This is a genomic window from Pseudoxanthomonas sp. J31, from assembly GCF_000510725.1.
Classification (GTDB): Bacteria; Pseudomonadota; Gammaproteobacteria; order Xanthomonadales; family Xanthomonadaceae; genus Pseudoxanthomonas.
Map to the genome: position 1 here is coordinate 276,912 of NZ_AZNZ01000001.1, position 18,257 is coordinate 295,168.

Annotated in this window: 18 protein-coding genes; 9 read left to right on the forward strand and 9 right to left on the reverse strand. The window is 73.6% G+C overall.

Annotation, left to right across the window (positions count from 1 at the left end; translation table 11 throughout):
* Positions 1-21: 21 nt before the first annotated feature.
* The 4 genes from PSEJ31_RS0101235 to PSEJ31_RS0101250 are packed head-to-tail and all read left to right on the forward strand — an operon-like array spanning position 22 to position 4,427.
* The gene (locus PSEJ31_RS0101235) at positions 22-1,095 is read left to right on the forward strand and encodes a LacI family DNA-binding transcriptional regulator (protein ID WP_028914409.1); all 1,074 of its coding nucleotides are present in this window, start codon (positions 22-24) and stop codon (positions 1,093-1,095) included.
* 7 nt (positions 1,096-1,102) lie between these two features.
* The gene (locus tag PSEJ31_RS0101240) at positions 1,103-2,152 is read left to right on the forward strand and encodes an SIS domain-containing protein (protein ID WP_019399221.1); all 1,050 of its coding nucleotides are present in this window, start codon (positions 1,103-1,105) and stop codon (positions 2,150-2,152) included.
* Positions 2,152-3,303, forward strand: coding sequence for an N-acetylglucosamine-6-phosphate deacetylase (gene nagA, locus PSEJ31_RS0101245; protein ID WP_028914410.1), 1,152 nt, complete (start codon positions 2,152-2,154; stop codon positions 3,301-3,303). The genes PSEJ31_RS0101240 and nagA overlap by 1 nt, the downstream gene beginning before the upstream one ends.
* Positions 3,304-3,353: 50 nt before the next feature.
* The gene (locus PSEJ31_RS0101250; protein ID WP_019399219.1) at positions 3,354-4,427 is read left to right on the forward strand and encodes a heparan-alpha-glucosaminide N-acetyltransferase domain-containing protein; all 1,074 of its coding nucleotides are present in this window, start codon (positions 3,354-3,356) and stop codon (positions 4,425-4,427) included.
* 8 nt (positions 4,428-4,435) lie between these two features.
* Here PSEJ31_RS0101250 and PSEJ31_RS0101255 read toward each other — a convergent pair whose 3' ends face one another.
* Complete coding sequence (locus PSEJ31_RS0101255; protein ID WP_028914411.1) at positions 4,436-5,710, reverse strand: RNA polymerase sigma factor; 1,275 nt, start codon at positions 5,708-5,710, stop codon at positions 4,436-4,438.
* 222 nt (positions 5,711-5,932) lie between these two features.
* Between PSEJ31_RS0101255 and PSEJ31_RS0101260 the strand changes: the two genes are divergently transcribed.
* From PSEJ31_RS0101260 to crcB, 4 genes are all read left to right on the forward strand, one after another.
* Positions 5,933-6,337 carry an ester cyclase gene (locus tag PSEJ31_RS0101260; RefSeq protein ID WP_037034338.1) on the forward strand — a complete coding sequence of 135 codons (405 nt, stop codon included), beginning with the start codon at positions 5,933-5,935 and terminating at the stop codon, positions 6,335-6,337.
* A gap of 69 nt (positions 6,338-6,406) precedes the next feature.
* The gene (locus PSEJ31_RS0101265) at positions 6,407-6,832 is read left to right on the forward strand and encodes a VOC family protein (RefSeq protein ID WP_028914412.1); all 426 of its coding nucleotides are present in this window, start codon (positions 6,407-6,409) and stop codon (positions 6,830-6,832) included.
* Between the two features lie 16 nt (positions 6,833-6,848).
* Complete coding sequence (locus PSEJ31_RS0101270) at positions 6,849-7,244, forward strand: GFA family protein (RefSeq protein WP_028914413.1); 396 nt, start codon at positions 6,849-6,851, stop codon at positions 7,242-7,244.
* 141 nt (positions 7,245-7,385) lie between these two features.
* Positions 7,386-7,763, forward strand: coding sequence for a fluoride efflux transporter CrcB (crcB, locus tag PSEJ31_RS0101275; RefSeq protein ID WP_026010643.1), 378 nt, complete (start codon positions 7,386-7,388; stop codon positions 7,761-7,763).
* A 28-nt stretch (positions 7,764-7,791) separates the two neighbouring features.
* Here crcB and PSEJ31_RS0101280 read toward each other — a convergent pair whose 3' ends face one another.
* The 4 genes from PSEJ31_RS0101280 to PSEJ31_RS0101295 form a co-directional block, all read right to left on the reverse strand.
* Positions 7,792-8,217 carry a YciI family protein gene (locus PSEJ31_RS0101280; protein WP_019399210.1) on the reverse strand — a complete coding sequence of 142 codons (426 nt, stop codon included), beginning with the start codon at positions 8,215-8,217 and terminating at the stop codon, positions 7,792-7,794.
* A 91-nt stretch (positions 8,218-8,308) separates the two neighbouring features.
* Positions 8,309-8,665: a DUF1428 domain-containing protein gene (locus tag PSEJ31_RS0101285; RefSeq protein ID WP_028914414.1), complete on the reverse strand. Its 357-nt coding sequence runs from the start codon at positions 8,663-8,665 to the stop codon at positions 8,309-8,311.
* A gap of 102 nt (positions 8,666-8,767) precedes the next feature.
* Positions 8,768-10,009 carry a multifunctional CCA addition/repair protein gene (locus tag PSEJ31_RS0101290; protein ID WP_028914415.1) on the reverse strand — a complete coding sequence of 414 codons (1,242 nt, stop codon included), beginning with the start codon at positions 10,007-10,009 and terminating at the stop codon, positions 8,768-8,770.
* Positions 10,010-10,049: 40 nt separating this feature from the next.
* Positions 10,050-12,044, reverse strand: coding sequence for a transglycosylase SLT domain-containing protein (locus tag PSEJ31_RS0101295; protein WP_019399207.1), 1,995 nt, complete (start codon positions 12,042-12,044; stop codon positions 10,050-10,052).
* 91 nt (positions 12,045-12,135) lie between these two features.
* Between PSEJ31_RS0101295 and PSEJ31_RS0101300 the strand changes: the two genes are divergently transcribed.
* Positions 12,136-12,942, forward strand: a complete 807-nt coding sequence (locus tag PSEJ31_RS0101300) for a sulfite exporter TauE/SafE family protein (protein WP_232207928.1) — start codon at positions 12,136-12,138, stop codon at positions 12,940-12,942.
* 7 nt (positions 12,943-12,949) lie between these two features.
* Here PSEJ31_RS0101300 and PSEJ31_RS0101305 read toward each other — a convergent pair whose 3' ends face one another.
* The 4 genes from PSEJ31_RS0101305 to PSEJ31_RS16260 form a co-directional block, all read right to left on the reverse strand.
* Positions 12,950-13,651, reverse strand: a complete 702-nt coding sequence (locus tag PSEJ31_RS0101305; RefSeq protein WP_232210958.1) for a hypothetical protein — start codon at positions 13,649-13,651, stop codon at positions 12,950-12,952.
* A gap of 4 nt (positions 13,652-13,655) precedes the next feature.
* A complete protein-coding gene (locus PSEJ31_RS0101310; RefSeq protein ID WP_019399204.1) occupies positions 13,656-14,219 on the reverse strand; it encodes a Sua5/YciO/YrdC/YwlC family protein in 564 nt (187 codons plus the stop codon).
* A gap of 122 nt (positions 14,220-14,341) precedes the next feature.
* Positions 14,342-16,834: a DNA topoisomerase I gene (locus PSEJ31_RS0101315; protein ID WP_028914417.1), complete on the reverse strand. Its 2,493-nt coding sequence runs from the start codon at positions 16,832-16,834 to the stop codon at positions 14,342-14,344.
* Between the two features lie 179 nt (positions 16,835-17,013).
* Positions 17,014-18,240 carry an RDD family protein gene (locus PSEJ31_RS16260; RefSeq protein ID WP_051403599.1) on the reverse strand — a complete coding sequence of 409 codons (1,227 nt, stop codon included), beginning with the start codon at positions 18,238-18,240 and terminating at the stop codon, positions 17,014-17,016.
* Positions 18,241-18,257 lie beyond the last annotated feature (17 nt).

An 18,257-nucleotide genomic window follows, 5' to 3' on the forward strand; every position in this document is an offset into this window, starting at 1 on the left:
GTTTCCAGGAAGACGGACGGCATGCGCAGGCCCACCATCAAGGACGTCGCGGAACGGGCGAAGGTCTCGCTCAAGACCGTGTCGCGGGTCATCAACAACGAGCCTTCGGTGATGCAGGCGACCCGCTCGCGGGTGCTGGCGGCGATCGCCGAGCTGGACTACGAGCCGGACGCCACCGCGCGCAACCTGCGCAGCGGCACCCCGTTCGTGATCGGGCTGGTGTACGACAACCCCAACCCGTACCACATCATCGCGGTGCAGAACGGCGTGCTGGCGGCCTGCCGCGAGACCGGCTTCGGCCTGCAGATCCATCCGTGCGACTCGACCTCGCCGCTGCTGGCCGAGGAGCTGGCCGAGCTGGTGCAGCGCTCGCGCCTGGCCGGGCTGGTGCTGACCGCGCCGATGTCGGAGCGGCCGGACCTGGTGGCGGCGCTGGTGGCGCGCGGCATCCGCGTGGTGCGGATCATCGCCGCCACCGAGGACCCTGGCGATGGTCCCTGCGTGTACATCGACGACCGCGACGCCGCCTACGAGATCACCGAGCACCTGATCCAGCTTGGCCACCAGCGCATCGGCTTCCTCTGGGGCGGGCCGCAGCACCGCTCCTCGGCCGAGCGCTACGCCGGCTACGAGGCCGCGCTCAACGACTACGGCATCACCCTGGACAAGCACCTGGTGATCCCGGGCGACTACACCTTCGACGACGGTTTCCGCGGCGCGCGCCGGCTGCTGGCGCTGCGCGAGCCGCCCACCGCGATCTTCGGCTCCAACGACGAGATCGCCGCCGGCGTGCTGGCCGCGGCCAAGTCGGTGGGGCTCAACGTGCCCTACGACCTGTCGATCGCCGGATTCGAGGACAGTCCGTTCTCGCGCCAGTCCTGGCCGGCGCTGACCACCGCCAAGCAGGCCACCGAGGACATCGCCCGCCATGCCGCGCGGCTGCTGATCGGCAGCCTGCGCCAGGACGCGTACGCCGAACACCCGCTGGGCCTGTCCAACCAGGGCTTCGTGCCGCAGCTGGTGGTGCGCGGCTCCACCGGCCCGGCGCCGCTGCCGCGCGCCCGCGCCGCTTCGCCATCCTCCGACGAGGCCTGAACCCGCCATGGCCCTGCCCGCGCAAGACCAGACCCTGATGTTCCGCGAGGCCGCGCAGGCGGCCGAGGTGGTGGCCGCGCAGCTGCGCCGCAACCACGATGCCGTGGCCGCGCTGGCTGCGCGCCTGCGCGCGGACACGCCGCCGTTCGTGGCCACCTGCGCGCGCGGCAGCTCCGACCATGCCGCCACCTACGCCAAGTACCTGGTGGAGACCCGGCTGGGCGTGGTGACTGCCTCGCTGTCGCCCTCGGTGGGCTCGGTCTACGCCGCGCCACTGCGGCTGCGCGGCGCGTTGTTCCTGGCGATCTCGCAGTCCGGGCGCAGCCCGGACCTGCTGCGCAACGCCGAGGCCGCGCGCGCGGCCGGCGCCTGCGTGGTGGCGCTGGTCAACGTCGAGGATTCGCCGCTGGCTCGGCTGGCCGACGCGGTGCTGCCGCTGGGCGCCGGGCCGGAGCGCAGCGTGGCGGCGACCAAGAGCTACCTGGCCTCGCTGGCGGCCATCGCCCAGCTGGTCGCGCACTGGAGCCAGGACGCGGCCCTGCTGCGCGCGCTCGAGGCGCTGCCGGACGCGCTCGCGGAGGCGTGGGCGCAGGACTGGTCGCCGCTGGTCGATGGCCTGGCCGATGCGCACAACCTGTTCGTGCTCGGCCGCGGCCTGGGCCTGGCCGGGGCCCAGGAAGCGGCGCTCAAGTTCAAGGAAACCTGCGGCCTGCATGCGGAGGCCTACAGCTCGGCCGAGGTGCGGCACGGGCCGATGGCGTTGGTCGGCCCGGGCTTCCCGGTGCTGGCCTTCGCCCAGCCCGACGCCACCGGCGCCGATGCCGGATCGGCCGCCGCGCAGTTCCATGCGCGCGGCGCACAGGTCTGGCTGGCCGCCGCCGATGCCAGCGCCGGCGGCGCCGGCACGGCGCTGCCGCTGGCCGCCGCGCCGGACCCGGCGCTGGCGCCGCTGCTGGCGGTGCAGAGCTTCTACCGTGCGGTCAACGCGCTGGCGCTGCGGCGCGGGCACAACCCGGACCTGCCGCCGCACCTCAACAAGGTCACGGAGACGGTGTGATGGCCACCCAGGCCCTGGTGAACGGCCGCGTCCTGCTGGACGACGGCTTCCATGACGACGTGGCGGTGCTGGTCGACTGCAGCGGCCGCATCCAGGCGCTGGTGCCCGAGGGCCAGGCGCGGATCGAGGCCGGCAAGGTGCGCGACCTCGGCGGCGGCTGGCTGCTGCCGGGCTTCATCGACGTGCAGGTCAACGGTGGCGGCGGCGTGCTGTTCAACAACGACACCCGTCCCGAGGCGATCGACGCCATCGGCCGCGCGCACCGCCGCTACGGCACCACCAGCTTCCTGCCGACCCTGATCAGCGACACCGCCGAGGTGATGGAGCGCGCCATCGCCGGCACCCGCGCGGCGATCGCCGCCGGCGTGCCCGGGGTACTGGGCATCCACCTGGAAGGCCCCTACCTGGCGCCGGCGCGCAAGGGCACGCACGACGCCAGCCGCTTCCGCGTGCCGGACGCGGCCGAACTGGCCATGGCCACCTCGCTGGACAACGGCATCACCCTGGTCACCCTGGCGCCGGAGCAGGTGCCGGCCGACACCATCCGCGCCATGGTCGCGCGCGGGGCCATCGTCTGCGCCGGGCATACCGCCGGCACCTACGAGCAGGTCCATGCCGGGCTGGAGGCCGGGGTGCGCGGCTTCACCCACCTGTACAACGCGATGTCGCCGCTGCAGGGGCGCGAGCCGGGCACGGTCGGCGCCGCGCTGGAAAGCCGCGAGGCCTACTGCGGGATCATCGTCGACGGCGTGCACGTGCATCCGGCCAGCCTGCGCGTGGCGCTGGCGGCCAAGCCGCGCGGCACCCTGTTCCTGGTCACCGATGCGATGCCGATGGTCGGCTCCGACGATCCCTCGTTCGAGCTGTACGGCGAAACCATCACTGCGGTGGATGGCGTGGTGCGCAACGCCGCCGGCGCACTGGCGGGCTCGGCCCTGGACATGGCCACCGCGGTGCGCAACACGGTGCGGCTGCTGGGCCTGCCGCTGGAGGAGGCGGCGCGCATGGCCTCGACCTACCCGGCGCGCTTCCTTGGCGTGGATTCGCGGCTGGGCCGGATCGCGCCGGGCTGGCAGGCCGACCTGGTGCTGCTGGACGAGGCGCTGCAGGTGCAGGCGACCTGGGTCGCAGGCGCCGCTTCGGACGCCTGAGCGTCGCGGGGAGCCACGATGGCCCTGGCCCTGGTTTCCCGGTGAGTTCCATGGCGCACGCGGGCGTGCAACGCCTGGCCTCGGTCGATGCCCTGCGCGGGCTGACCGTGGCGGCGATGCTGCTGGTCAACAACCCCGGCGACTGGGGCCACGTGTATGCCCCGCTGCTGCACGCAGACTGGCAGGGCTGCACGCCGACCGACCTGGTGTTCCCGTTCTTCCTGGCGATCGTCGGGGTTTCCATCGCGCTCGGCGTGGTGCCGCGCGCGGAGGCTGGCGGCGACCGCGCCGTGCTGATGCGCGCGGTGGCGGTGCGCGCGCTGCGCATCCTCGGCCTGGGCCTGCTGCTGCACCTGCTGGCCTGGTGGTGGCTGGACCTGCCGCATTACCGGCCGTGGGGCGTGCTGCAGCGGATCGGCCTGTGCTTCCTCGCCGCCGGCGCGGCGGCGCTGTACCTGCGGCCGCGCGGGCAGTGGCTGCTGCTGGCGGGCCTGCTCGCGGGCTGGTGGGCGTTGCTGCGCGCCGGCGGCAGCCTGGAGCCTTACGCCAACATCGCCAGCCGCATCGACGATGCGCTGCTGGGTCCATGGCTGTACCAGCACGATGCCGCCGGCCGCGGCCATGATCCGGAAGGCCTGCCCACCACCCTTGGCGCGCTGGCCACGACCCTCCTGGGCCTGCGTGCCGGCGACTGGCTGCGCCACGGCCAGCTGCGGCGGCTGGCGGGCGCCGCTGTTCTGGCGCTGCTGCTGGGCCTGGCCTGCACGCCATGGATGCCCTGGAACAAGAACCTGTGGACGCCGTCCTACGTGGCGTGGAGCGGCGGCTGGGCGCTGCTGGCGCTGGTGGTGGCGCACGCACTGGTGGACCTGCGCGGCTGGCCGGCGCTGGGCCGCGCGTTCGGGGTCAATGCGATCGCCGCCTACGCGGGTTCGGCGGTGATGGTCTACGCGCTGGCCGGGCGCGGCTGGTGGGAGCCGGTCTACCGCGGCGTCTTTGCCGGATGGATGACGCCGCGCTTCGGGCCGTACCTGCCGTCGCTGGCGTTCGCCCTGGCCTTCGTCGGCCTGTGGTGGCTGCTGGTGCGCTGGATGGACCGGCGCGGCTGGTACCTGAAGATCTGAGCCGCCAGCTAGGCGTGGCAACGCGCGGCGCGCGCCAGCAGCAGGCCGCGCTCGCGGGCGTTGCCGGTCATCGCCGCGGCGCGCTCGAACTCGGCGCGCGCCTCGTGCAGGCGGCCGAGCCGGAACAGCAGGTCGCCGCGCACGCTGGGCAGCGGGTGGTAGCTGGACAGCTTGGGCTCGTCCAGCAGCGCATCGACCAGCGGCAGCGCCGCTTCCGGGCCGGCGGCCATCGACACCGCCACCGCGCGGTTGAGTTCGACCACCGGCGACTGGGTCAGCCGCGCCAGCGCGTCGTACAGCGCCACGATCCGGCTCCAGTCGGTGTCCTCCGGCGCCAGGGCGCGGGCATGGCAGGCCGCGATCGCCGCCTGCAGCGCGTAGAAGCCCGCGCCGCCCCCCAGCCGCTGCGCGCGCTCGAGCGCCTCCAGGCCGCGCCCGATCAGCAGCCGGTCCCAGCGCGAGCGGTCCTGCTGCAGCAGCAGGACGGGCTCGCCGTCCGGGCCGGTGCGCGCGTGCAGGCGCGAGGCCTGCAGTTCCATCAGCGCGACCAGGCCATGCACCTCCGGTTCCTCCGGCATCAGCCCGGCCAGCACCCGGCCCAGGCGCATGGCCTCCTCGCACAGCGCCGGGCGCATCCAGTCGTCGCCGCTGCTGGCGGCGTAGCCTTCGTTGAACACCAGGTAGATCACCCCCAGCACCGCCGACAGCCGCTCCGGCAACTCCTCGCGGCGCGGGATCTCGAACGGCACCCCGGCCTCGGCCAGGGTGCGCTTGGCGCGCACGATGCGCTGGGCGATGGTGGCCTCGTTGGCCAGGAACGCGCGCGCGATCTCGCCGGTCTCCAGGCCGCCGAGCAGGCGCAGGGTCAGGGCCACGCGCGAGTCCTGCGGCAGCACCGGGTGGCAGGCGATGAACATCAGCCGCAGCACGTCGTCGCCGACGGTGTCGTCCAGCAGGTGCTCCGCGCGCGCGGCCACGTCCTCCTGCAGCTGCTCCAGCTCCCAGGCCACCTGCACGTGCTTCTCCTCGCGCAGCTTCAGGTGGCGCAGGCGGTCGATGGCGCGGTTGCGCGCGGTGGTCATCAGCCAGGCCCCGGGATTGTCCGGCACGCCGTCGGCCGGCCACTTCTCCAGCGCCGCCACCAGCGCGTCCTGGGCCAGCTCCTCGGCCAGGCCGACGTCGCGCACGATCCGGGTCAGGCCGCCGATCACGCGCGCCGATTCCATCCGCCAGACGGCGTCGATGGTGCGGGCGATGTCGACCTGGTGCGGGTGCGGACTCATGCGCGGTGGATCACACCACCGCGCGCGGCGCGGAGCAAGCCGTGATGCGCATCGCATTGCGGCGCCCGGCCCTGGGGCCGGCGGCCGGACCGGCGGGAAGCGGCCATGGCCGGCGCGTGCCCCGGGCAGCCCGGGCAAGGCCGCCGCGCGCGGTGCCACCACGCGGCATGCACGCCATGCATGCGATCAGGAAGCTCCGGATCACGGGAAGCGGAGGCGGTGGTGGACGCCAGGCTGCTCGCACGGCGGTACCGCGATTACATTGCCTGCCTGAACGCGCGCGACTGGGACGCGCTGGGCCGGTTCGTCGATGCGGCCGTGGAGCACAACGGCAGGGCCCTGGGCCTGGCCGGCTACCGCCGGATGCTGGAGCAGGACGTGGCGGCGATCCCGGACCTGCAGTACGCGGTCGAACTGCTGGTGGCTGAGCCGCCGCGGCTTGCCGCGCGCCTGGATTTCCACTGCACGCCGCGGGGCCGCTTCCTCGGCCTGGACGCAGGCGGCCGGCGGATCCGCTTCGCCGAGCACGCGTTCTACGAATTCGCCGGCGAGCGCATCGCGCGGGTGTGGTCGGTGATCGACAAGGCGTCGATCGAGGCGCAGCTGGAGCCGGGAGCCGGCCGGTAGCGGCATGCGTCGCGGAACCGCGCGCGCCTGCCGGCTAGACTCGGCCATCGATCGCCGGAGGACGCGGGCATGCGGCAGTCGCTGGGCCTGGTATCGCTGGTCGTGCGCGAACACGACGAGGCGATCGCGTTCTTCGTCGGCACGCTGGGCTTCCGCCTGGTCGAGGACAGCTGCGTGCCGGAGCAGGGCAAGCGCTGGGTAGTGGTGGCGCCGCCGGGCGCGGACGCGGGCCAGCTGCTGCTGGCGCGCGCGTCCACCCTGGAGCAACGGGCGCGGATCGGCGCGCAGGCCGGCGGGCGCGTGTTCCTGTTCCTGTATACCGACGACTTCTGGCGCGATTACCACGCCTACCGCGCCAGGGGCGTGGTGTTCGTGCGCGCGCCAAGGACCAGGCCCTACGGCACGGTGGCGGTGTTCCGCGACCTGTACGGCAACCTGTGGGACCTGCTGCAGCCTTCGCCGGCGCCGCGCGCCGCCGGCGATCCGCCCACGTGACCGCGGAGGAGATGCCATGACCCGTCGCCATGCCTCATGCAGCTGCGGCCAGCTGGCCCTGACCGCCGAAGGCGAACCGCTGCGCGTGTCGGTCTGCCACTGCCTGGAATGCCAGCGGCGCTCCGGCAGCGTGTTCGCGGTGCAGGCCAGGTTCCCGGCCGACGCGGTGGCGATCCGCGGCCAGGCCGGTGCCTACGCGCGCACCGGCGACGAAGGCACCTCGTGCACCTTCCATTTCTGCCCGCGCTGCGGCACCACCGTGTACTTCGTACCCGATGCGATCCCGGGCGTGGTGAGCGTCCCGGTGGGCGTGTTCGCCGATCCCGGCTTCCCGCCACCGCGCGTATCCGTGTACGAGGCGCGCAGGCACGCCTGGGTGCGCCTGCCCGAGGACATCGAACATATCGACTGAGCGGCGCTGCATCGGGGAGCACCCGCCGTGCCCGGCCCCCGGGGCGGGTGCGGCGCACGGCACCCGCCGGCTGCCGGGCAGCCGCCGGCGTTAACATGGCCCGCCCGCGCGGGCGGCGCGTAGCGGTCGATGGAGGATGCGGTGGGCGATTTCCTGTGGGTGGGACTTGGGGGCTGCATGGGCGCGGTCGCGCGCTACGCGGTGGCCCTGGCCATGGGCCAGGCGGCGATGCAACGCTTCCCGTGGCCGACCTTCGCGGTCAACGCCGCCGGCTGCCTGGCGATCGGCCTGCTGGCGGGGCTGTCCACCCGCGTGCCGGTACCGGCGCAGCTGCGCCTGTTCCTGGTCACCGGCCTCCTCGGCGGCTTCACCACGTTCTCCGCGTTTGGCCTGGAGTCGCTGCAGCTGCTGCGCCGCGGCGAGCCCGCGCTGGCCGCGGCGTACGTGGCCGGCAGCGTGGCCGCGGGCCTGCTGGCGGTGTGGCTGGGCTGGCGCCTGGCCGGCGGCGCGCAGGCCTAGCCCGCACGCCGCCGCCGCGCACCGGCGCTCAGCCGCGGCTGGCCAGGGTCTGGCGCAGGCGTTCCTCCTGCTCGCGCAGTTCCGGGGTGAACTCCGGCCCGAAGTCCTCGGCCTCGAATACCGGCCGGATCTCGATTTCGCTGTCCTCGGGCATCGGGTTCGGGCAGCGCCGCACCCACTCGATCGCCTCCTCCATCGAGCGCACCTGCCACAGCCAGAAGCCGGCCACCAGCTCATGGGTCTCGGTGAACGGTCCGTCGGTCACCGTGCGGGTGCTGCCGGAAAAGCGCACCCGCACGCCGCGCGAGCTGGGGTGCAAACCCTCGCCGGCAAGCATCACCCCGGCCTTGACCAGTTCCTCGTTGTAGCGGCCCATGTCGGCCAGCAGCTGCCCGTCGGGCATCGCCCCGGCCTCGGAGCTTGGGGTGGCCTTCACCATCACCATCACGCGCATGTCGGTGTCCTCCTGGGTGGATGGCCGCGGCGCCCGCCGTCGCGGTCCTCGCAGCTGCGACGCATGGAGCGCGCCGGATTCGACAGCCGCCTCAGTACTCGACGATCGGCCTGAAGCCGCCCCAGAACATGCGCTGCCCGTCGAACGGCAGGGTGGCCGGGTCCATGCCGGCGATGCGCGGGTCCTCCATCACCGCGGCATCGATGCGGTCGCGGTCCTCGCGCGAGGCATAGCGGATCCAGGCGAACACCACCACCTCGTCCGGCTTGAGCTGCACCGCCTGCGGGAACGAGGTCAGCTTGCCGGGCTGCACGTCGTCGGCGACGCATTCGACGTATTCCAGCGCGCCGTGTTCCAGCCAGACCTTGCCGGCCTGTCCGGCGATCGCCCGGTAGTCCTCGATCCGGTCACGGGGCACCGGCAGCACGAAACCATCCACGTAAGCCATTGCCATTTCCTCCTCGGTTGCGCGGGGCGGCCGCCCCGCCTGGTGCGACGGATGGAAACGCGCGGATTCGACGGCGGCCGCGGTGCGCGGGCTGGCGTGGCGCTAGCCCGCGTCGCGGCGCAGGGTGCGCGCGGCGGCGATCGCCCGCACCCGCGCGCGGCGCAGGGCGGCGCCGACCTGGGGCCCGGAGATGCCCTCGGCCAGCGCCAGGTCGCGCGCGTTCACCGCCGCGGCCGCGGCATGCAGGCGCTGCAGTTCCGGACCCTGCGGATAGGCGTCGTCCTCGTGGCCCAGGCGGCCGCGCTTGTCGGCCTCGCAGCACAGCGCGATGCGGGCCACCTGCGCCGGCTGGCGGAAGGCATCGCAGCGCTCCAGCAGTTCCAGCACGGTGTCGTCGCGCAGTTCGCCCAGGCGGTGCACGTTGAGGTGCTCGCGGCACACGGCCTCGGCCAGCTTGCGGTGCGCGGCCGGCACCCGCAGGCGCTCGCACAGCCGCGCCAGCGGCTTGAGCCCGGCGCCTTCGTGGCCGATATGCCGCGGCAGCACGTGCGCCGGGGTCAGCGCCTTGCCGAGGTCGTGGGCCAGCGCGGCGAAGCCGACCAGGTCGTCGCCCGGCGCCAGCCGCGCGGCCATGTCGCTGACCAGTTCCTGGTGGACGCCGGTGTCCACTTCCGGATGGAACTCGGCGCGCTGCGGCACGCCGTACAGCGCGTCGACCTCCGGCAGCACCACCGCCAGTGCGCCGCAGGCGCGCAGGGTGGCCAGGAACGCCGACGGCCGCGCCGCGGCCAGCGCCTTGCGCAGTTCCTGCCACACCCGCTCGGCCACCAGGGTTTCCAGTTCGCCGGCGGCGACCATGGCGCGCATCAGTTCCATGGTTTCCGGGGCAACGCGGAAACCCAGCGGCGCCAGGCGCGCCATGAACCGGGCGGCGCGCAGCACCCGCAGCGGATCCTCGACGAAGGCCGGGCCGACATGGCGCAGCACGCGGTCGCGGAGGTCGCGCGCGCCACCCCAGGGATCGACCAGGCGGCCGTCGCCGGCGCGGGCGATGGCGTTGATGGTGAAGTCGCGCCGCTGCAGGTCCTCCTCCAGCGTCACCGAGGGATCGGCGTCGACCACGAAACCGCGGTGGCCGCGTCCGCTCTTGCGCTCGGTGCGCGCCAGCGCGTGCTCCTCGCCGGTTTGTGGGTGCAGGAACACCGGGAAGTCCCGTCCCACCGGCTGGAAGCCGGCTTCGAGCATCTGTTGCGGGGTGGCACCGACCACCACCCAGTCGCGGTCGCCGGGCGGCAGCCCGAGCAGTTCATCGCGGACCGCGCCGCCGACAAGATAGGTTTCCATGCGCGGCATCCTACCGTGGCCGGCCGCCGCGGCCGCCGCGCTACTGCGCCGCGGCCGGGCAGGCGAAGCCCTTGCGCTTGCCGCTGGTGCGGCCAAGCATGCGCTCGCCCAGCGGCAGTGCGTCGCCGTTGAGGCGCCAGTCGTAGATCACGCTGAAGGCCAGCACCCGCGCCACGTAGTCGCGGGTTTCCTTGTAGCTGATGGTCTCGATCCACAGGTCCGGGTCGTGCCCCGGGCGCTGCTGCAGCCAGCGCGCGGTCGGCGTCGGCCCGGCGTTGTAGGCGGCGATGGCCTGGTAGGTGGCGCCGTACTTGTCCTCCATCTCGCGCAGGTAGGCGCTGCCGAGGGCGATGTTGACCGCCGGGTCGTACAGGCTGTCGGCGCCGGCGTAGGGCAGGCCGGTGCGGCGCGCGACCGCGGCGGCGGTGCCCGGCAGCAGCTGCATCAGCCCGCGGGCGTTGGCCGGCGAGCGTGCCTTCGGGTTGAAGATGCTCTCGGCGCGGATCTCGGCGGCGATCCAGGCCGGGTCCAGGCCGTTGCGCGCGGCCGCGGCGCGGATGTCGGCGTCGTGGTGCAGCGGGAAACGCAGTTCGTACAGGCGCAGCTCGTCGGGGGTGCGGCCCAGCGAGAACACCGCGCGGTCGAACCAGCCCTGCTCCTGGGCCAGGGCAACGGCGATGCGGCGGCGGACGTCGTCGAAGCGGCCCACGGCCTCGTTCCATTCGCGCGTGGCCCAGCCGGCCTGGTCGATGCGGTACAGCGCCAGCGCCCGCACCAGGGCCGGGTCGCGCGCCACTTCCGCGCGCAGCGCCGCCGGTTCCTCCGGTTTCCACGGGCACAGCGCGTAGGACAGGCCGAGGCGGTCGGCGGCGAGGAAACCGTGGAAGGTGGCGGTACGCGCGGCCTGCGCCAGCAGCTCGCGCGCCTGCGCGGCCTGGCCGGTCTTCTCCAGCATGCGTGCCTCGAACCACTGCCAGCGCGGATCGGCGCGCTGCTTCGGCGGCATCTTCTGCAGTGCCGCCAGCGCCGCCTTCCAGTCGCCGCGGGCCATGGCCTCGCGCACCCGCCATTCGTGCAGGCGCTCGTCGTAGGCCGCGTCCGGCACCGCCTGCAGCCGGCGCGCCGAATCGGGCAGATATGAAGCCACGGTCCACAACGCCACCTGGTACAGCACCTGTCCGCGCTCGGCCTCGTCCAGGCCCAGCGCCGGCGCCAGCTGCGCCAGCTGGCGCTCGGCCGCGTCCGGATCGTTGCGCGCCAGCCGCGCCAGGCCGGCGGCAGCCACCTTGCGGCTGCGCGCGTCACGCGGCCATTGCGCCGCGCGCGGGTGCGGCGCCAGCACGAAGGCGGCGTAGTCCTCGGCCAGCCCGCGCCGGGCGTGCGGCAGGCCGCGGGCGATGGCGCGCATCACGCCCGGCTGGCCGGCCGCCACCGCCAGGTCGAAGCGCTCCCAGCGCAGCGCCTCGTCCAGGCCGCCGCGCCGCTCCAGCGCCGCGATCACGGGGTCGCAGGCGTCCGGCAGCGACTCGCCGGTGCGCCAGATCGCCTGCGCCTCGCGGTTCCAGTCCGGGCCGTGGCGGCCGAGTTCGTGCAGCGCGGTCAGCCGCGCGCAGCGCAGGGCCACGTCCTCCACCGGGCGCCAGTCGGCCAGCAGGTCGGCCCACTGCTTGCGGCGCGACAGCGAGGCCAGCCACAGCGGGCGCAGCGCCGCGGCCACCGCCTGGCCGTCGTGGCGCTGCAGGAAAGCGCGGACCTCGGCCGGGTCGGCGCGGTCCAGGTCGCGCGACAGGCGCGCGTACTCGATCCAAGGCCAGCGCGGATCCGCGCGCAGGGCCGGCGAGGCCGCCACCGGCTCGCCGCGCCGGGCAGCGGCGATGGCGGCGCTCACCGCGGCATCGGCGGCGGCATCCGGCAGCGCCTGCGCCTGGGCCGCGCCGCACAGGGCGGCCAGCAGCCACAGCAGCGGCGCCAGGGCCGGGTGGTTGCGCGCGATGGACGGGAAAGCGAAGCGGGGGGTGGTGGGGGGAGACGACATGCGCTCGAATATACGCAACGCGCCTGAATGGCCGTGACGAAGCGGCCGCGCGCGGCGGCGTCCACGGCCGGCGCATCGACAGGAGCACGCCGTGTCGCCGTGGATGTACCTCGGATTCCCCCTGCTTGGCCTGGCCGCAGGCCTGCTTGCCGGCCTGCTGGGCATCGGCGGCGGGCTGGTGATCATCGCCGCGCTGGCGTGGATGCTGCCGCTGTTCGGCATCCCGCAGGAAGCGGCCATGCACGCGGCCCTGGCCAGCTCGCTGGCCAGCATCGTGCTGACCGGCCTGTCGTCGGCGCGCGCCCATGCACGCCGCGGCAGCGTGCTGTGGCCGACGGTGGCGTGGATGGTGCCGGGCCTGCTGCTGGGCGGTTGGCTCGGCAGCGGCCTGGCGGTGGCGCTGGATGATTCGGTGCTGCGCTGGGTGGTAGCGGGGTACTGCCTGCTGGCGGCCTGGCAGATCGGTTTCGGCGCCACCCGCGCGCCGGCCGACGGCAGCGAGGTGGCGCCGCCGCGCGGCTGGCCGATGACCCTGGCCGGCGGCGGCATCGGCGCGATGTCGGCGGTGGTCGGCATCGGCGGCGGCAGCATGACCGTGCCGCTGCTGGTATGGCGCGGGGTGCGCCCGGTGCGCGCGGTGGGCACGTCCAGCGCCTGCGGCGTGGCGATCGCGGTTTCCTCGGCCGCCGGCTACGCCCTGCACGCGCCGCCGGGCGCGTTGCCGCAGCACGCGTTCGGCTACGTCTACCTGCCGGCGGCCCTGGGCGTGGCCATGGCCTCGGTGCTGGCGGCGCCGCTGGGCACGCGGCTGGCGCATGCAATCAGCGGCCAGGCCTTGCGCAAGGTGTTCGCACTGTTCCTGCTGCTGGTGGGCGTGAGCGTGGCGCTGTCGGGCTGAGCGGCGATCAGCCGCCACCGCAGTCGCGGGCCATGCGCGCGTCGATGCGCGCCTGTTCGGCGTCCAGCGCCTGGCGTTCGCTGGGCATCAGCCCGTGGTAGACGCGCAGGATCCCGTAGCGGCGGTCGGACAGTCGCGCGCAGACCTCTTCCTGCGGCAGGCGCTCGCACGGGTCCTGCACCCAGGTGCCGGTGGCGACCAGCGCCGTGCCCGGATGGGGCGGCCGCACCGGCGGCACCGGATCCCGGCCGGGACCCGGACGGGCCGGGGGACGCGGCGGATGCAGCCGCGGCGGCGGGGCGCGCCCTGCCACCCAGAGCGGCACCCAGCGCGGCGTGCCCTGCGGCTGGTCGCTCAGGTAGCGCTCGCCGTCGGGAGCGGTGCAGGCGTACATCGGCTCCGGGTCCTGCACCCGGACCACGTGCACGATGCTGCGTGGCGGCGGCGCGGGCTGCGCCGGGGCGGGCGGCACCGGATTGGCCCCGGGCGCGGGGTCGCGCGGACGCTCCATGGTCCGCTGTTGCTGGCGCTCGCCGCTGCCGCAGGGCTGGTTGCCGAGGCTGACCGTGCCGTCGCTGGCGGTGCAGCGGTAGATGGTGAGCGCGTCGCCGGCGGTCGCGGGCGCTGCCGCCAGCAACGGTGCCAGGCAGGCAAGCAGGGCAGTCGTGGCCCCGGCAACCGCGCCTGCGCGATGACCGTGCCCGGGCATGGGCTCATCCGCGCAGGACGGCGCCGTCGAGCGCGGCGCGGATCGGGGTGGGGCGGTCGAGGCCGCCGGTTTCCCCGCCGACCACGCCGTCGATCCCGCCCAGCAGGGCCGGATCCAGTTCGTGCCGGGCGTAGGCCGGCGGCCGTCCGGCGAGGTTGGCGCTGGTGGAGACCAGGGCTCCGCCGAAGGCCTCGCAAAGCGCCACCACCTCCGGATGCGCGCTGATGCGCACCGCCAGGCTGCGGTGGCTGCCGGTCACCCACGGCGGCGCCAGCGACGTGGCCGGGATCGCCCAGGTGTTCGGGCCGGGCCAGCTGGCGCAGACCTCGGTCATGCGCCCGGCCGGCAACTGCGCCAGGTCCAGCCACGGCCGCACCGCTTCCAGCCCGGCGGCCACCACGATCAGGCCCTTTTCCACCGGCCGCTGCTTGATCTCCAGCAGGCGCATGACCGCCGCCTGGTCGGCTGGGTCGCAGCCCAGCCCCCATACGGCTTCGGTGGGATAGGCGATCACGCCGCCGCGCCGCAGCAGGTCCACGGCCGACGCGATGTCGAGGGTGTTCTCCATGCGCGGATGGTAGTACGCGGCGGTGTGCCCGGGATGAAGCCCGGCTGGCGGGAAACGCACCTCCGGAAAACGGACGGGCCCGCTCGCACGGGCCCGCCTGGTTGCGATCGATGCCGCCGGGCTCAGAACGGCGGGGCGTCGTCGGCCGTCGCGCGCGCGGCCTTCCTGGCCGGAGCCTTTTTCGCGGCGGTCTTGGTGGCCTTCTTGGCCGGAGCCTTCCTTGCCGCGGCCTTCTTCGCCGGCGCCTTCTTCGGCGCGGCGTCATCGGCGACGGCCTTCTTCGCCGCCTTCTTCGCCGGCGCCTTCTTGGCGGCGAAACCGCGGCGCGCGGGCTTGCCGGTCTCGGCCAGCAGCCGTTGCACTTCCTCCAGGGTCAGCGAGGACGGCTCGCGGTCCTTGGGGATCTTGCCGTTGAGCTTGCCGTCGCTGATGTACGGGCCGAAGCGGCCGTTGAGCACCTGGATGTCGCTGCCCGGGAACTCCTTGATGATCCGGTTGCGCGCGATCTCCTCCTTCTCCTCGATCAGGAACACCGCCCGCGCCAGGTCGATCTTGTACGGGTCGTCCTCCTTCTTCAGCGAGGCGTAGGTGCTGCCGCGCTTGACGAAGGGGCCGAAGCGGCCGATGCCGACGCTCACCTGCTGGCCGTTGCTCTCGCCCAGGTTGCGCGGCATGTCGAACAGCTTCAGCGCCTCCTCCAGGGTGATGGAGTAGATGCTCTGGCCCGGCTGCAGCGAGGCGAACTTCGGCTTCTCCTCGTCCTCGACCGTGCCGATCTGCACCATCGGCCCGAAGCGGCCGATGCGCGCGCTGACTTCCTTGCCGGTCCTGGGGTCCACGCCCAGCACGCGCGAGCTGCCGGCGTCGGTGCGGTCCAGCGATTCCTTCTTCTCCTCGACCAGCTCCTTGAACGGGGCCCAGAAGCGCTCCATCAGCGGCACCCACTCCTCCTCGCCGCGGGAGACGGCGTCCAGCTCGTCCTCCATGCGCGCGGTGAAGTCGTAGTCCACGTAGCGGCTGAAGTGCCCGGCCAGGAACTTGCTGACCGCGCGGCCCACGTCGGTGGGCTTGAACGCGCGGCCTTCCATCTCCGCGTACTTGCGGAACAGCAGGGTCTGGATGATCGAGGCGTAGGTCGAGGGACGGCCGATGCCGTATTCCTCCAGCGCCTTGACCAGGGCCGCTTCGGTGTAGCGCGGCGGCGGCTGGGTGAAGTGCTGGTCGGCGTGGACGCGGTCCAGCGGCACCCGCTCGCCGGGCTTGAGCGGCGGCAGCTTGCGGCCCTCGTCCTCGTCCTCGGCGGACTTCACGTCCTTGCCTTCCTCGTACACCGCCAGGAAGCCGGGGAAGACCACGGTGGTGCCGCTGGCGCGGAACACGTGCTCGCTGCCGGCGGCCAGGTCGACCGAGACGGTGTTGAGGGTGGCCGGCACCATCTGGCTGGCCACCGCGCGCTTCCACACCAGCTCGTAGAGCTTGCGCTCGTCGTCGGTGAGGAAGCGGGCGACCGAGGCCGGGGTGCGCAGCGCGGAGGTCGGGCGGATCGCCTCGTGCGCCTCCTGCGCGTTCTTGGACTTGGTCTGGTACACCACCGGCTTGTCCGGCACCGAGGCGGTGCCGTAGTCGCGGGCGATCACGTCGCGGATCTCGGCCACCGCCTCCTGGGAGAGGTTCACCGAGTCGGTACGCATGTAGGTGATCAGGCCGACCGTGCCCTCCTCGCCCAGGGTCACGCCCTCGTACAGCTTCTGCGCCACCTGCATGGTCTTGCGGGTGGTGAAGCCGAGCTTGCGCGAGGCTTCCTGCTGCAGGGTCGAGGTGGTGAACGGCGGCGCCGGGCGGCGCTTGCGCTCCTTGCTGGCCACGTCGGTGACGTGCAGGGCGCCGCCGGCGGCCTGCTGGATGCGCAGGCGCGCAGCCTCGGCCGATTCGCCGTCGGTGATGGTGAACTGCTCGAACTTCTGCCCGTCCAGCTTGACCAGCTTGGCGGCGAACGGCTGCGCCGGGTGCGCCAGCTCGGCGCCGATGCTCCAGTACTCGCGCGCCTTGAACGCCTCGATCTCCTCCTCGCGCTCGACGATCATGCGCAGCGCAGGCGACTGCACGCGGCCGGCCGACAGGCCCGGCTGCACCTTGCGCCACAGCACCGGGGAGAGGTTGAAGCCGACCAGGTAGTCCAGCGCGCGGCGCGCCTGCTGGGCGTCGACCAGCGGCGCGGCGATGGTGCGCGGCTGGTTCATCGCCTCCTTGATCGCGCGCGGGGTGATCTCGGTGAACACCACCCGGCGCAGCGGCTTGCCGTCGAGCAGGCCGCGTTCCTTCAGGATCTCGGCGATGTGCCAGCTGATCGCCTCGCCCTCGCGGTCCGGGTCGGTGGCCAGCCAGATGTCGTCGGCCGCCTTGGCCGCCTTGGCGATCGCCTCGACGTGCTTCTCGTTCTTCTCGATCAGGTCGTAGCGCATGGCAAAGCCGCGGTCCGGGTCGACCGCGCCTTCCTTGGGAACCAGGTCGCGGACGTGCCCGTAGGAGGCCAGGACGGTGAAGTCCTTGCCGAGGTACTTGTTGATCGTCTTGGCCTTGGCGGGCGACTCGACGATGAGGAGGTGCTTGGGCATGTGTGAACCAGACAAGGGCGACGGTCCTTCCGGGACCGGAACGTGCGGGACGACGCGTGAAGAACGCGTTCCCCATAGATGTCGACGCCCGGGGGCGGGACCCCCGGGCGTCGGCCAGCTTTCTTTTTATAGGTGAATCACGCCCCGGCCGGCCGTGTCAAGCCGGCCTCCGGCGCGGCTCAGGCGGCCAGCGAGGCGATCACGCCGATCATGGCCACCAGCGCGACCAGGGCGCCGACCAGCAGCAGGCCACCCAGGACCAGGACCACGATGGTCAGCGTGCCCAGCTCCCGGCGCTGCCATTCCGGGTGCTCGGTGAAGGCCCACTTGTCCACCACCAGGGTGTCGCAAACCATGTCGTGCAAGGCCTGCTTGCGCTGGGTGAAGGCCGCCATCAGGTAGCCGATGCACAGGATCAGGCTGCTGAGGATGGTGGCGAAGTAGCGGCCGATGCCGCGCAGCAGGCTGATGCGGCTGCCGTCGGTGCGCACGACCTTGATGCCGATGGCCATCTTGCCGGGGGTGGCGCCGCCGCGCGAGGCGTGGAAGGCGGCGTAGTAGACGGCGGTCAGCAGGATCGAGAACAGCTGCACGCCCAGGTGCATGATCGCCGTGGCGGCGCCGGAGTCGTCGGACAGGGCCAGCGGCAGCGCGAACAGGGCCAGGACCATGCCGACCAGGGTGCCGGCCACGCCGACGATCACGCTGTCGATCAGGTAGGCGGCCACGCGCTTCCAGAACCCGGCCAGCACCACCTCGCCGGCGGCCTGGAGGGCATAGTAGCCGGTGGCCGCCGCCACCGGGGCGGCGTAGGGCGAATAGGCCTGGCTGGCCTCGGCCGTGGTCCAGGCGTGGCCGCCGTCGTGGCCGTCCGCGGTGCCGGTCCCGGGGGCGGCGGTCGGGGCCAGCGGCTCCAGTTCCAGGCGGGCCTCGGGGGCGCTCCCGTGGTGGGGGCTGGTGACCTCGGCAAGGGCCGGTCCGGCCACCTGCTCGGGCGTGGCTGGCTCCAGCACGGGCTCAGCGACGGGCGCCACGCCGGATGCGGCGGTTCCGGGGACGACCGGTTCCGCGACCGGTTCCAGGACGGGCTCCAGCACGGGTTCCAGCACGGGCTCCGCGGGCTGCCACGCGGCCGGTTCGGCCGCGACGGGCGCGACGGGCGCGGTCGCCGGCGCCGGGGCGGGCTGCGGGGCCGGCGGCGCAGCCACCGGCGCGGGCGGCGGCACCGGCTGGTCCAGGCCCAGCTCGCTGCGGTGGGCGCCCAGCGGCTGCCACTGGGACAGCCCCTCGCGCCACACCAGGGTGGCATCGCCGACCCGGCCCTGGCGGTACAGGCGCGCCACTTCGGCGGCCGCGACCGGGCCCTGCTGCTGGCGGTTGTGATCGGCGTAATACCACTGGGTCATGCGTTGGATCCTTCGTG

Coding starts and splice junctions, on each gene's coding strand:
- PSEJ31_RS0101295 (WP_019399207.1), bottom strand. CDS start 12,044: ATGTCGTCTCCCCCCACCACCCCCCGCTTCGCTTTCCCGTCCATCGCG.
- PSEJ31_RS0101315 (WP_028914417.1), bottom strand. CDS start 16,834: ATGCCCAAGCACCTCCTCATCGTCGAGTCGCCCGCCAAGGCCAAGACG.
- PSEJ31_RS0101240 (WP_019399221.1), top strand. CDS start 1,103: ATGGCCCTGCCCGCGCAAGACCAGACCCTGATGTTCCGCGAGGCCGCG.
- PSEJ31_RS0101305 (WP_232210958.1), bottom strand. CDS start 13,651: ATGCCCGGGCACGGTCATCGCGCAGGCGCGGTTGCCGGGGCCACGACT.
- PSEJ31_RS0101290 (WP_028914415.1), bottom strand. CDS start 10,009: ATGGAAACCTATCTTGTCGGCGGCGCGGTCCGCGATGAACTGCTCGGG.
- PSEJ31_RS0101310 (WP_019399204.1), bottom strand. CDS start 14,219: ATGGAGAACACCCTCGACATCGCGTCGGCCGTGGACCTGCTGCGGCGC.
- PSEJ31_RS0101265 (WP_028914412.1), top strand. CDS start 6,407: ATGCGGCAGTCGCTGGGCCTGGTATCGCTGGTCGTGCGCGAACACGAC.
- PSEJ31_RS0101255 (WP_028914411.1), bottom strand. CDS start 5,710: ATGAGTCCGCACCCGCACCAGGTCGACATCGCCCGCACCATCGACGCC.
- PSEJ31_RS0101250 (WP_019399219.1), top strand. CDS start 3,354: ATGGCGCACGCGGGCGTGCAACGCCTGGCCTCGGTCGATGCCCTGCGC.
- PSEJ31_RS0101280 (WP_019399210.1), bottom strand. CDS start 8,217: ATGCGCGTGATGGTGATGGTGAAGGCCACCCCAAGCTCCGAGGCCGGG.
- PSEJ31_RS16260 (WP_051403599.1), bottom strand. CDS start 18,240: ATGACCCAGTGGTATTACGCCGATCACAACCGCCAGCAGCAGGGCCCG.
- nagA (WP_028914410.1), top strand. CDS start 2,152: ATGGCCACCCAGGCCCTGGTGAACGGCCGCGTCCTGCTGGACGACGGC.
- PSEJ31_RS0101285 (WP_028914414.1), bottom strand. CDS start 8,665: ATGGCTTACGTGGATGGTTTCGTGCTGCCGGTGCCCCGTGACCGGATC.
- PSEJ31_RS0101270 (WP_028914413.1), top strand. CDS start 6,849: ATGACCCGTCGCCATGCCTCATGCAGCTGCGGCCAGCTGGCCCTGACC.
- PSEJ31_RS0101235 (WP_028914409.1), top strand. CDS start 22: ATGCGCAGGCCCACCATCAAGGACGTCGCGGAACGGGCGAAGGTCTCG.